Annotated in this window: 13 protein-coding genes and 1 riboswitch; of the genes, 7 read left to right on the top strand and 6 right to left on the bottom strand. The window is 68.1% G+C overall.

The window, feature by feature from the left end; all coding sequences use genetic code 11:
• Positions 1 to 952, bottom strand: a 952-nt coding sequence (locus ABY44_RS09755; protein ID WP_431641154.1) for an EamA family transporter, incomplete at its 3' end; no start/stop codon positions are given.
• A 505-nt stretch (positions 953 to 1,457) separates the two neighbouring features.
• On the opposite strand from ABY44_RS09755, the gene ABY44_RS09760 reads away from it, so the two are divergent.
• Together ABY44_RS09760 and ABY44_RS09765 are read left to right on the top strand one after the other, a co-directional pair.
• The gene (locus ABY44_RS09760) at positions 1,458 to 1,811 is read left to right on the top strand and encodes a type II toxin-antitoxin system RelE/ParE family toxin (protein WP_060173781.1); all 354 of its coding nucleotides are present in this window, start codon (positions 1,458 to 1,460) and stop codon (positions 1,809 to 1,811) included.
• Positions 1,808 to 2,089 carry a helix-turn-helix domain-containing protein gene (locus ABY44_RS09765; RefSeq protein WP_021162059.1) on the top strand — a complete coding sequence of 94 codons (282 nt, stop codon included), beginning with the start codon at positions 1,808 to 1,810 and terminating at the stop codon, positions 2,087 to 2,089. The genes ABY44_RS09760 and ABY44_RS09765 overlap by 4 nt, the downstream gene beginning before the upstream one ends.
• Positions 2,090 to 2,129: 40 nt before the next feature.
• Here the strand turns inward: ABY44_RS09765 and ABY44_RS09770 are convergent, their stop codons facing one another.
• From ABY44_RS09770 to ABY44_RS09780, 3 genes are all read right to left on the bottom strand, one after another.
• A complete protein-coding gene (locus tag ABY44_RS09770) occupies positions 2,130 to 2,918 on the bottom strand; it encodes a molybdopterin-dependent oxidoreductase (protein ID WP_021162060.1) in 789 nt (262 codons plus the stop codon).
• A 29-nt stretch (positions 2,919 to 2,947) separates the two neighbouring features.
• Entirely contained in the window at positions 2,948 to 3,580 is a 633-nt protein-coding gene (locus ABY44_RS09775) for a cytochrome b/b6 domain-containing protein (RefSeq protein ID WP_027787939.1), read from the bottom strand.
• A 92-nt stretch (positions 3,581 to 3,672) separates the two neighbouring features.
• Positions 3,673 to 3,948, bottom strand: a complete 276-nt coding sequence (locus ABY44_RS09780) for a pentapeptide MXKDX repeat protein (protein WP_027787940.1) — start codon at positions 3,946 to 3,948, stop codon at positions 3,673 to 3,675.
• A 269-nt stretch (positions 3,949 to 4,217) separates the two neighbouring features.
• Positions 4,218 to 4,334: riboswitch (TPP riboswitch) on the top strand.
• Positions 4,335 to 4,458: 124 nt separating this feature from the next.
• On the opposite strand from ABY44_RS09780, the gene thiC reads away from it, so the two are divergent.
• The 5 genes from thiC to ABY44_RS09805 all read left to right on the top strand — a co-directional run bounded on the left by thiC (position 4,459) and on the right by ABY44_RS09805 (position 10,107).
• Positions 4,459 to 6,390, top strand: a complete 1,932-nt coding sequence (gene thiC / locus ABY44_RS09785) for a phosphomethylpyrimidine synthase ThiC (protein ID WP_060173780.1) — start codon at positions 4,459 to 4,461, stop codon at positions 6,388 to 6,390.
• Between the two features lie 249 nt (positions 6,391 to 6,639).
• A complete protein-coding gene (locus ABY44_RS09790) occupies positions 6,640 to 6,852 on the top strand; it encodes a glycine zipper 2TM domain-containing protein (protein ID WP_021162063.1) in 213 nt (70 codons plus the stop codon).
• Between the two features lie 193 nt (positions 6,853 to 7,045).
• On the top strand, positions 7,046 to 7,294 hold the full coding sequence (locus ABY44_RS09795) for a hypothetical protein (RefSeq protein ID WP_027787942.1): 249 nt from the start codon (positions 7,046 to 7,048) through the stop codon (positions 7,292 to 7,294).
• Positions 7,295 to 7,436: 142 nt separating this feature from the next.
• Positions 7,437 to 8,363 carry a DMT family transporter gene (locus ABY44_RS09800; protein WP_027787943.1) on the top strand — a complete coding sequence of 309 codons (927 nt, stop codon included), beginning with the start codon at positions 7,437 to 7,439 and terminating at the stop codon, positions 8,361 to 8,363.
• 463 nt (positions 8,364 to 8,826) lie between these two features.
• Positions 8,827 to 10,107 carry a sensor domain-containing phosphodiesterase gene (locus ABY44_RS09805; RefSeq protein WP_027787944.1) on the top strand — a complete coding sequence of 427 codons (1,281 nt, stop codon included), beginning with the start codon at positions 8,827 to 8,829 and terminating at the stop codon, positions 10,105 to 10,107.
• A 58-nt stretch (positions 10,108 to 10,165) separates the two neighbouring features.
• Here the strand turns inward: ABY44_RS09805 and arfB are convergent, their stop codons facing one another.
• Entirely contained in the window at positions 10,166 to 10,570 is a 405-nt protein-coding gene (gene arfB, locus ABY44_RS09810; RefSeq protein WP_021162067.1) for an alternative ribosome rescue aminoacyl-tRNA hydrolase ArfB, read from the bottom strand.
• On the bottom strand, positions 10,567 to 12,612 hold a 2,046-nt coding region (locus ABY44_RS09815; protein ID WP_431641155.1), incomplete at its 5' end, for an AAA family ATPase. The genes arfB and ABY44_RS09815, both read right to left, overlap by 4 nt.

Genomic DNA, 12,612 nt, shown 5'->3' on the forward strand with positions numbered 1-12,612 from the left:
CGGCTGCCGCGCGCGCCGCGGGCCGGCGCGCCGGATCGAACACGAACGACAACCCGACGCTGCCGAGGATCGCGACGGTCGCGACCACGGTCGCCATCGTCACCGGCTCGCCCAGCAGCAGCGCACCGAGCGCGACCGCGACGATCGGGTTCACGTACATGCAGCTGCTCGCGATGATCGGGCTCGTGTGGCGGATCAGGTAGCCGTACGCAACGTACGCGGCCATCGTGCAGAACACCATCAGGTACAGGAACGCGAACACCGGCCCCACCATCACGTGCTCGATGCGCTCGCCGATCAGCCAGGCAACGAGCGTCGAGATCATGCCGCCCAGGCCGATCTGCAACGACGTGGACAGGAACAGGTCTGACGGAAGCTTGAGCCGCGTCGCGAGATGCGCGCCGCCGGCCCAGAACAGTGCGCCGGCCAGCACGCAGATCGTGCCGAGCGCCGAATTCTGCGCGGCCGCGCCGCCCGAATTCAGCACGACGATGCCGACCATCCCGAGCGCGACGGCCGCCCACTCGCCTTTCGTGACCGGCCGCCCGGCGACCGCCGCGATCACGGTCGCGAACAGCGGCACCGTGGCCACCATCACCGCGGCCGAGCCGCTGCTGACCGAACTGATCCCGAGCGCGATCGTGCCGGACGACAGCGCGACGAGCATCGTGCCGACGATCCCCGCATTGCGGATTTCGAGCGGCGTCGGCCATTCGGGCTTGCGCCGCAGCGCGAAGATGAACAGGCCGATCCCGCCGAGCAGGTTGCGCAGCCCCGACAGCAGCAGCGGCGGGAACGACTGCAGCGCGAAATGCAGGCCGCTGTAGGTCGAACCCCAGACGAAATAGATGAACACGAGCGCCAGCGCGACGCGGCCGCCGCGGCTTTGCGGCAGGCGGATCCGGAACGAGAAGCGGGCGAGGAAATCGAGGAGACGGTCGAGCGGCGTCATCGCGCAGCCTGCCCGCACGTCGCGCCGCGTGCTCCGCTGAAAGACGCCGGCGATGCCGGCAAACGGTCCTGGCGGGACCGGGAAGGCAGAGCGAACGTGCGGAACGACATGGCAGTGCGAACGGCGACGAAAGAGAACCGGCAGGCGGCGGCAGAGGGACAAAAAAAATGCGCGCAACCGTTTCGGCTGCGCACGCTCGGCATTATGGCATCAAGGATTCGAAAGCATCATCGGACCTGTCTGAAAGGATCGCGAATGATGTTTCCGCGCGACATTTTACGGCCGGCGGACGGGTGAAATCGGGGGCCGGATACGCCGCGCGCATGCGCTGCCGGTGCCGGCTCGCCCCCACCGCCAACGGCGATCCAACGCGCCCGAGCCAGGCATCGGCCGAACGGCCAGTCCTGCACGCCGGCCGCTGCTTCCCCCTTATCGTGACGGTCGACTCACGCGCCGCGCGCCCTGCGCGACCTTCCTTCAAAACCCGCACCACCCATACAAAATTTTGTATAATTCGACCATTCTTCCGCCGAAGCCGGTTGTTTTCGTCGGCAGCGCCCTCGCCGATCTTCGCGGCTTTCCGCTGCCCGCGCGACGCGAAGCCGGCCACCAGATCGACCAGGTGCAACGCGGCCTGGCGCCGGACGACTGGAAGCCGATGCGCACCGTCGGCGTCGGCGTGCGGGAAATTCGCCTGCGCGATGCGAGCGGTGCATTCCGGATCATTTACGTCGCGACCTTCGCCGACGCCGTCTACGTGCTTCACTGCTTCCGGAAGCAATCGGCGCGTACGACCAGGGCCGATATCGAACTGGCCGCCCGGCGCTATCGCGCGCTGATGATGGAGAGGAAACGATGACCAACGAACGTTACGAGAGCGTCTGGGACGCAATCGAGGGCCAGCCGGCCGAAGCCGAGAACATGAAGCTGCGCTCCGAACTGATGATCGCGCTCAAGCAGCGCATCGCGCAGCTCGAGCTCAGCCAGGCCCAGGCCGCGAAACAGCTGGGTGTCACGCAGCCGCGCGTCTCCGACCTGCTGCGCGGCAAGATCAACCTGTTCGGGCTCGACGCGCTCGTCAACATGGCGGCGGCTGTCGGCCTGCGCGTCGACCTCCAGGTGCGTGAATCCGCGTGACGCATCGCGGCACGCGCCGCCACCGCATGCCACGCACCGCTCACGATCCGCCGAACCAGTTGTACCCCTGATCGACCCAATAGCCGCCCGGATACGTATCGGTCACGAAGATTTCCATGATGTGCTTCGGGTTCTTGTAGCCGAGCTTGGTCGGCATCCGCAGCTTCATCGGGAAGCCGAATTCCGGCGGCAGCCGGCGGCCGTCGTAGTCGAACGCGAGCAGCGTCTGCGGATGCAGCGCGGTCGGCATGTCGATGCTCTCGTAGTAATCGTCCGCGCACTTGAAGCCCACGTACTTCGCCCGTGTATCGGCGCCGGCCCGTGCGAGAAACGCACCGAACGGCGTGCCGCCCCAGCGGCCGATCGCGCTCCACCCTTCCACGCAGATATGTCGCGTGATCTGCTCCGCGTGCGGCAGCGCATACAGTTCGTCGAGCGTCCACACGCGCTTGCCCGTCACGCGGCCGGACAGCACGAGCCGGTACGTCGACGCATCGACGTGCGGCACGTCGTCGATCCCGTAATACGCGTTGAACGGGAACGGTCGCGTGATGTCGGCTTCGGTGTAGGTCGGTGCGAGCCGTTCGCCGCTGAACAGCCACGCCTGCACACGGTCGTTCATGCGCGACACCGTCTCGAGGAACGTGTTGACCGACGCGTCGTCCTTCAACGTGCAGCCGGTCAGCATCGTCAGGCCGCCGAGCGTCAGGATGCGCCGGTTGAAGAGGCGCCGCGACGGCATCTCGAGCTCGCGACGCACGTCGAGCTCGAGCGACTTCCGGTCGAGCGTCCAGCGCGAACCGTCGCGCTTGTATTCGGATTCCGACATGATGATTTCCTTCGCCCGCGGCTCGCGGGTCAGCGGCCGCGCAGCATCGCGAGCAGCGAGCGCGGCACCAGCAGCGCCATCGCGACGTGAACGACAACGAATGCGACGAGGAGCGACATCGCCCAGAAGTGCACGACACGCGCGTTGTCGTAGCCGCCGAACAATTCGCGCAGCAGCGGGAATTGCACGGATTTCCAGATCGTGAGTCCCGACAGCACCAGCACGACGAGATCGACGATCGCGGTCAGGTAAGCGGCACGCTGCACCGCGTTGTAGACGCTCAGGTCGTCGTGCGACAGCCGTCCGCCCAGCGCGGCACGCACGTCGCGCCATATCGACGCCGGCGTGACCGGCAGCATCTTGCGCGCGAGGCGCCCCGTCGCGATCGACATCGCGAGGTAGAACAGCCCGTTGCCGACCAGCAGCCACATTGCCGCGAAATGCCATTGCAGCGCGCCGCCGAGCCAGCCGCCCAGCGTGATGCCGTGCGGAAACACGAACGGCGGATAGATCGGCGACGCGTCGTAGATGCGCCAGCCGGACAGCACCATCAGGATCGCCGCGAGCGCATTGAGCCAGTGGCTCGCGCGCACCCACAGCGGATGAATCGGGCGCGCGGGCGGCGTGGCGGTCGCGCGGCCGGTAGCGGGAACGGTTTGCATGATGAAGACTCCGGGAATGAGTCGACGAGACAGGATGCGATGCGGGCGGCCGCCGTGCGACGCACGCGCCGGCCGCGCCGCGTCCGCCTCCGTCAGTTCGACGGCGCCATCTTGTCGCCCGACGGCTTGCCCATCTCGTCGTGCGACATCGCGTCCTTCTTCATCGCGTCTTTCTTCATCGCATGCTTCTTCATGCCGTCCTTCTTCATCGCGTCATGGCCCATTGCATCCTTGGCCATCGCGTCGTGGCCCATCGCGTCCTTCGACATCGACGAACCCGGCTGCGACATCGCGTCGTTCTGCGCATACGCGCCCGTGGCAATCGTGGCGATAGCGGCGACGCAAGCGGCGATCAGTACTTTTTTCATGACATCTCTCCAACACATGGGTTTAAGGAGCCGAATAGACGGACGACGTCGCGGGAAATGACAGCCGCTGCGAAAAATTTTTTTGAGGTTGCGCGAAAGCGCGCCATGTTGCACCGCTTCACCGCGGCCGGCCAAGCCGTGGGGCCATGCGGCGACGACGCGCGCTGCCATTTCGACGGGCCATCGCACCGCCCGCCATGCTGCGGCCGCACCGGGGCAGCCGATTCTCTCCCGGTTGAAACCGCCGCGAAGCCAGTGTATCGTGTGCGCTGCTAACGCGGGGGTCCTGCAATGCGCGCGGTCAAACAACCGGCATTGCGGGTGAGAAATACCCTTTGAACCTGATCTGGATAATGCCAGCGCAGGGAAGCGTACGGATTTCGCCGCCATCCTTCTGACGAAATCCGCCGCCTCACCAAGCCTCGTCTCCTGCTTAGCTCGAGCCCCACATTCGTCAAGGGCTCCGGGCAAGCGCCGAAGCGCCTGTCCGGCGCTCATACAGGAGATTGCATGAACGCCAATCCGAAGTTTCTGTCCGCCGACGCACACGTCGACGCCGCCGCTGTCGCCCCGCTGCCCAATTCGCGCAAGGTTTATGTAACCGGCTCGCAGCCCGACATCCGCGTGCCGATGCGTGAAATCACGCAGGCCGATACGCCGACCGGCTTCGGCGGCGAAAAGAATCCGCCGATCTACGTGTACGACACGTCGGGCCCCTATACCGATCCGGACGCGAAGATCGACATCCGCGCGGGCCTGGCCGCGCTGCGCCAGGGCTGGATCGAGGCACGCGGCGACACCGAAGTGCTCGGCGGCCTGTCGAGCCAGTACGGCCTCGAGCGCGCGGCCGACCCGGCCACCGCCGACCTGCGGTTCCCGGGCCTGCACCGCAACCCGCGCCGCGCACAGGCCGGCAAGAACGTCACGCAGATGCACTACGCGCGCCAGGGCATCATCACGCCGGAAATGGAATACATCGCGATTCGCGAGAACCAGCGCCGCGCCGAGTACCTCGAGAGCCTGAAGGCGAGCGGCCCGAACGGCGCGAAGCTCGCCGCGATGATGGGCCGCCAGCACCCGGGCCAGGCGTTCGGCGCAGCGGCCTTCGGCGCGAACGCGCCGGCCGAGATCACGCCGGAATTCGTGCGCTCGGAAGTGGCATGCGGCCGCGCGATCATCCCCGCGAACATCAACCACCCGGAATCCGAGCCGATGATCATCGGCCGCAACTTCCTCGTGAAGATCAACGCGAACATCGGCAACTCGGCCGTCACGTCGTCGATCGGCGAGGAAGTCGACAAGATGACGTGGGCGATCCGCTGGGGCGGCGACACGGTGATGGACCTGTCGACCGGCAAGCACATCCATGAAACGCGCGAGTGGATCATCCGCAACAGCCCGGTGCCGATCGGCACGGTGCCGATCTACCAGGCGCTGGAAAAGGTCAACGGCAAGGCCGAGGACCTGACCTGGGAAATCTTCCGCGACACGCTGATCGAGCAGGCCGAGCAAGGCGTCGACTACTTCACGATCCACGCGGGCGTGCGCCTGCAGTACGTGCCGCTCACCGCGAACCGGATGACGGGTATCGTGTCGCGCGGCGGCTCAATCATGGCGAAGTGGTGCCTCGCGCATCACAAGGAAAGCTTCCTGTACGAACACTTCGAAGAGATCTGCGAGATCATGAAGGCGTACGACGTGAGCTTCTCGCTCGGCGACGGCCTGCGCCCCGGCTCGATCTACGACGCGAACGACGAAGCGCAGCTCGGTGAGCTGAAGACGCTCGGCGAGCTCACGCAGATCGCGTGGAAGCACGACGTGCAGGTGATGATCGAAGGCCCCGGCCACGTGCCGATGCAGCTGATCAAGGAGAACATGGATCTCCAGCTCGACTGGTGCAAGGAAGCGCCGTTCTACACGCTCGGGCCGCTGACCACCGACATCGCGCCGGGCTACGACCACATCACGTCCGGCATCGGCGCCGCGATGATCGGCTGGTTCGGCACCGCGATGCTGTGCTACGTGACGCCGAAGGAACACCTCGGCCTGCCGAACAAGGACGACGTGAAGGAAGGCATCATCACGTACAAGCTGGCCGCTCACGCCGCCGACCTCGCGAAGGGCCACCCGGGTGCGCAGGTGCGCGACAACGCGCTGTCGAAGGCGCGCTTCGAGTTCCGCTGGGAAGACCAGTTCAACATCGGTCTCGATCCGGACAAGGCGCGCGAATTCCACGACGAAACGCTGCCGAAGGATTCCGCGAAGGTCGCGCACTTCTGCTCGATGTGCGGCCCGCACTTCTGCTCGATGAAGATCACGCAGGACGTGCGCGAGTTCGCGGCGCAGCAGGGCATGTCGGAAACCGAAGCGCTGAAGAAGGGGATGGAAGTCAAGGCGGTCGAGTTCGTCAAGACCGGCGCCGAGATCTATCACCGTCAATAAGCACGCGCGGCGGTCCGCCCGGACCGCCGCGTCTCGTGCTTCGGCGCTGCGCAAGCCCGCTTTCAAGCGGGCTTTTTTGTGCGTGTGCACACCGCGTGCCTGCCGACGCGAGGGAAACAAATGATTACGAAACCGCCCGAGCCTTAACAAGTCCTTACAGCAGCCCCATGGGACGGCGCGTAGATTGGGGTCATGCGCGGTCGCCAGCCGGTCGCGCGACCTCCGTTCACTACCACAAGGACAACGATCATGAACTCGATTCGGCGTTTTGGGGTATGCGCTCTGCTCGTCGCGACGGTGGCCAGCCTGTCGGCCTGCGATTCGATGTCACGACGCCAGCGCGATACGGCAATCGGTGCAGGTGTCGGCGGCGTCGCAGGCGCGGCGATCGGCGGCAGCGCGCTGTCGACGCTCGGCGGCGCAGCGGCCGGCGGCATCATCGGCAACCAGGTCGGCAAGTAAAAGGCGGCGCAACGCGCCGCGACAGTCGGCCAGACGGCGTTTTCGCGGTGCGGAAGCGCCGTTTTCGCATGCGGCGCCGCAACGTGGCCGACAGCCATGCGGAAATGATCCGTTACCGTTTTGCACACCGTGTCATCGGCGCGCGGCCTAAGCTTAAGCATCTGCCGATTGCCGGCTCCGCCGGAGAGACATCATGAACAGGACCCTCGTCGCCGCGGCGCTCGCCTGCGTGACGCTCGCCGGCTGCTACTACCCGTACGGCTATTATCCCGGCGGCTACTACACGGCTGCACCGGCCCCCGTCTATGTCGATCCAGGCCCCGCCTATTACTATCCGGCGCCTGCCTACGCGCCCGCATGGGGCGGCTATTGGGGACCGGCGGTATCGCTCAATTTCGGCTTCGGCGGACGCGGCGGACACGGCGGCTGGCGCCATCACTGACCGGGCTCGACCGCCGGCACGCGGCCATCGCGTGCCGGCAACCGGCGACATTCCCGTTTCTTGCCATTTCATCGAAACGTGAAACGACGGCCTGGTAACGGGGTGTAAGATTCCCGCATCCCTTCCCCGCCCTTCACACTCGATGTCGCCCAAGAACGCCCTTCTGCTGACCGTGCTCGCCGCCCTGTGGGGTGCGTCGTTCCTGTTTATCCGGATCGGCGTCGTCGATCTCGGCGTGGCGCCGCTGATGGCGTTGCGGGTCGGTATCGGCGCGCTGTTTCTCGCCGGCTTCGCGCTGACGCGCTTCAAACCCGCCGATCTCGGCACCCGGCTGCGCCGTCACGCGTGGCCGTTGTTCGTCGTCGGCGCACTGAACTCGGGCATCCCGTTCTGCCTGTTCGCGTTCGCCGAGCTGACGCTGTCGGCCGGCGTGACGTCGGTGATCAACGCGACGACGCCGCTCTGGGGCGCACTCGTGGCCTACCTGTGGCTGAAGGACAAGCTGTCGCTGCCGCGTGCACTCGGCCTCGTGATCGGGTTCGCCGGCGTGCTCACGCTCGTGTGGAACCAGATCGCGAATGCGCATGGCGAAACGGGCGCCGCCGCGACCGCGCTCGCCGCCGCCGCGGCACTCGGCGCGACGCTGCTGTACGGCATCGCGGCCAATTACACGAAGCGCAAGCTGACCGGCGTCGATCCGCTCGTCAACGCGACCGGCAGCATGATCGGCTCGACCGTCCTGCTGCTGCCGTTCGCGATCGCCACCTGGCCGGCCGCGCCGGTCAGCGCGCACGCGTGGGGCTCGGTGCTCGCGCTCGGCGTCGCCTGCACGGGCATCGCGTATTTCATCTACTTCTACCTGATCGCGCATGTCGGCCCCGCCCGCGCCATCACCGTGACGTTCGTGATTCCGGTGTTCGGCCTGCTGTGGGGCGCGCTGTTCCTCGGCGAACACGTGTCGGCCGTGATGATCGAAGGCTGCGCGATCGTGCTCGTCGGCACCGCGCTCGCGACCGGCGTGATCAAACGGATTCCCGGGATCCGGCCGCGCAGCGGCGAAGCGACCTGACGATTCATCCGGGTGCACATATCGCCATCGGTCGGGCCGTGATGCCTTCCGACCGGGTGCCGGCTGTTCTCCGCGCCGCCGTGGAGGGTGCCGCTGCGCCGCCGGCATTCGTCTGACGGCGACATGCGCTCGCAGCCCTGCCGGCCGCCGGGATTTCCCGCCTCGCCTCATCGTGCGCACCATGCTCACCATGCCGCCGGGTTGTCATGTGCGGCGGCGGCGCCCTTCGCATCGCGGCGGTCATGCGCGGCACGCATGCGGGCGGCGCCGGCCGCAGCCGCATACCCGCGTGCGTCTGGAGTTTCCCTGATACGCGAGCGGCCCCATTCCCGTTACACTCCGAACACTTACCCGCAGAAGGCGGCCTCGATGTCTCACGTCCTTTCGCGTCCGCCGGCGCGTGCGACCGCTTCAGCGCGGCGGCGCGCTACCGCCCCGCCGCTCGCCCCCGGGCTCCGTTGACATGAAGCCCGCCCGCGACCTCTCGCTCGACTCCCTGCTCGACCGTCTCACGCCGACGCCCGGCGGCTGGGTCGCCACCTATCGCACCACGACGCTGCGCAGCGTGTTCCAGCCCGTGCTGTCGATCACGCACAAGCGGGTCGTCGGTTACGAGGCGCTGCTGCGCGTCGTCGACGCGAACGGCGCACTGATCTCGCCCGCCGCCCTGTTCGACAAGACGCGCGCCGACGCCGACGCGCTGCTGCTCGACCGGCTCGCGCGCTGCCTGCATACGGCCAATTTCGTCGCGCAGGGCATCGGCGACGGCTGGCTGTTCCTGAACGTCACGCCGCGCGTGCTCGACTCGGGCCTCGTGCAGCGCGAATTCGTCGAGGCGCTGTGCCGGCATTTCGCGCTGCCGCCGAACCGCATCGTGCTGGAGGTCGTCGAACAGCCGTCGCGCGACGAAGCCGCGCTCGCCCGCACGATCGACATGATCCAGCATCGCGACTTCCTGATCGCGATCGACGATTTCGGCACCGGCTTCTCGAACTTCGACCGCGTGTGGCGCGCGCGCCCCGACATCGTCAAGCTCGATCGCTCGCTCGTCGAACGTTCGACCGGTTCGGCCGACGATCGCCGCATCATGCATCACCTCGTGTCGATGCTGCACCAGGCCGGCGCGATGGTGCTCGCCGAGGGCGTCGAGAACGACGATTCACTGCAGGCGCTGATGGAAGCCGACATCGATTTCGTGCAGGGTTTCCAGTTCGGCCAGCCCGACGCATCGATCGCCCATGCCAGCGCGGCAGCACCCGCGATGCTCGACGCCGCGTGGCAGCGCTTCATCGCCCGCCGGCACACGCCGGTCGTCGCCGAGCAGCCGGGCTTCGACGCGATCGAGCGGCTCGTGCTGACCGGCGCGGCCGCGTTTTCCGCGAGCGGCAACCTGCAGGACGCCGCGCATCGCGTGTTCGCGGTGCCGGCCGCCCGCCGCGTGTTCGTCACCGACGAAACCGGCGAGCAGTTCCTGCCGTCGATCGGTGCGCCCGCCGACGACGGCCAGGCCGGCGTCACCCGCCTCGCACCGCTCTTTCCGGAGACCCACAGCAACTGGTCGCGGCGCCCGTATTTCCAGCGCGCGATCGCCGCGCCCGGACGCGTCGCGCTGATGGGCCCGCATTTCTCGCTGACGGAAGGCCGCGACTGCTATACGGCCGCCGTCGCGATCCGCGCGCAGAGCCGGCTCGTCGTGTTCTGCGTCGACTTCGTACTCGACAGCGCCGGGACCGTGATGCGGTAACCGGCGCGGGTGCGAGCGCCCGGCTGTCGCACCCGCGGCTCGTCCGCCCGACCATTCGTCAGTCGATCACCTTCCCTCTTCCCGACTTCACCGCGCTGCGGCGCGACTTGTGCTCGAGCCGCCGCTCCTTCGACGCGCGCGTCGGCCGCGTGGCGACCCGCGCGCGCGGCGTGAACGCAACGCCGGCGATCAATGCATCGAGGCGCGCCAGCGCGGCCTCGCGGTTTTTCTCCTGGGTGCGGTATTCCTGCGACTTGATCACGACGATGCCGTCGCGCGTGATGCGCTGGTCGGACAGCGCGAGAAGCCGCTCCTTGATGACAGGCGGCAACGACGACGCACGGATGTCGAAGCGCAGGTGGATCGCGCTCGACACCTTGTTCACGTTCTGCCCGCCGGCGCCTTGCGCGCGCACGGCCGTCCATTCGACCTCGGCCGGATCGAGCGTATAGCGGATCATCATAGCGACGTCTCCATGCGGCGCCGTGCCAGCGCCTCGTCGACGCGTGCCGCGAGCCCCGAATCGCGCTGCGTGCGCGTCGCGACCGCCTGCGCCAGCACGCGCCGCGGCCCGATCACCTGCACGCGCGTGCGGGCACGCGTGACGGCCGTATAGACGAGTTCGCGCGTGAGCACACGGCCGAACGATGCCGGCAGCACGAGCGCGGCTTCGTCGAATTCCGAGCCCTGCGATTTGTGGACCGTCAGCGCGAACGCGGTTTCGTGCGGCGGCAGCGCGGCCGGCGACACCGCGCGCGCGGTGCCGTCCGCACGCCGGAACCACACGCGCAGCACGCCGTGCGCATCGGGCAGCGCAATGCCGATATCGCCGTTGAACAACCCGAGCGCGTAGTCGTTGCGCGTCACCATGATCGGCCGCCCCGTGAACCAGTGCGCGCCGACCGCCAGCGGCACGCGCGCCGCGTGGCGCACGTGCGCGGCCACGAGCGCATTGACGTGCTCCGCGCCGCGCAAGCCGCTGCGGGTCGCGCACAGGATCCGGAACCGGTTGAGCGCGTCGAACAGCGGCAGTGGATCGGGCACCGGCGCGGCCAGCGCGTCGCGCAACGCGTCGAGGTAAGCACCGAACCGCCGCGCGAGCCGCTCGAGCGTCGACGTCGCGAGCGACTCGCCCGCATCGTCATGGAACGACGCGGCCGCCGAATCGTCGGCGGGCAGCGCGTCGAGCGCGGCCTGCACGTCGCCGCTGCGGATCGCGAGCGACAGCCGCCCGATCGGCGAATCGAGACCGAAGCGGTAGTTGCGTTCGAGCCAGACGACGCAGTCGGCGAGCGGTGCCGGTGCGGGCGTGGGCGCGGCGGACGCGGCAGCGGGTTCGCCCGGCGGGTTCGACGTGACCGACGCAAGCGCCACGTCGCCGGCGTCGAACGGCGGCAGCTCGACGGCGTCGAGCCACGCCAGTTCGTCGACCTCGATCCATGCGGAGGCCTCGCCTGCGTCGCCAGTTTCACCGGTTTCGGCCGGCGGCGGCGCGACGTTGGACGACGAAACTTCGTCATCCTGCGGTTCGTCGTCGAAGAGCGATGCCTGTCGCGCATCGGCCTTCCGTCGCGACGCCGGCTTGCGTGTGGTGGCCGATGGCGGCGCCGGGGCGCGGGCCGCGGCGGAAACCGGATGCCCGGCGGGAACGGCTGCGACCACGGTCGCGGCCTCGTCCTGCACCGGCAACGCCGCGACGAATGCCGCCTCGTCGATGCCGAGCGCCTGAGCGATGCGCGTACGCGCCGCGGCGGTAAACGCGGGTCGCGCGCTCAGCTCCGCGAATACGGCACCCGCCTCGACCGCGGCCAGTTGATCCTTGTCGCCGAGCAGCACGAGCCGCGCGCCCGGCGCGAGCGCATCGAGCAGATGCGCGGCGAGCGCGACGTCGATCATCGATGCCTCGTCGACGACGATCAGGTCGTACGGCAGCGGATTGTCGCGATGATGCCGGAAACCGGCCGCCCCGCCGCCGCCCAGCAGCCGGTGCAGCGTGTACGACGTATCGGGCAGGCGCGCCGCGAGTTCCGGCGGCAGGTCGCCGGCCCGCGCATGCAGTGCCTCCTGCATCCGCTGCGCGGCCTTGCCGGTCGGCGCGGCCAGCGCGACGCGCAGCCCCGGATGCGCATCGAGCAGACAGGCCAGCACGCCGACGACGGTCGTCGTCTTGCCCGTGCCCGGGCCACCGCTGACGATCGTCACGCGGCCGGTCAGCGCGACGATCGCCGCGACGCGCTGCCAGTCGACTTCGCCGTTCGCCGGCCCGAAGTAACGCGCGAGACTGTCGCGCAGCCGGTCGGGCGCGAGACCTTCGTCCGGCACGGTCGCACCGGCCTGCGCGACGAGCGCATCGGCAAGCCGCCGTTCGTAGTCGAAATAGCGCGACAGGTACAGGTGGTCGTGGCGGTCGATGATCAGCGGCCGCTCGTCGCCACGCGCGAGCGTGCCGAACGCGACCACGCCGCTCGCGGCGAGCGCCGCGCGAACCTCGTCGAGCGGTGTTTC

Source organism: Burkholderia sp. ZZQ-2, from assembly GCF_050768715.1.
Taxonomy (GTDB): Bacteria; Pseudomonadota; Gammaproteobacteria; order Burkholderiales; family Burkholderiaceae; genus Burkholderia; species Burkholderia cepacia.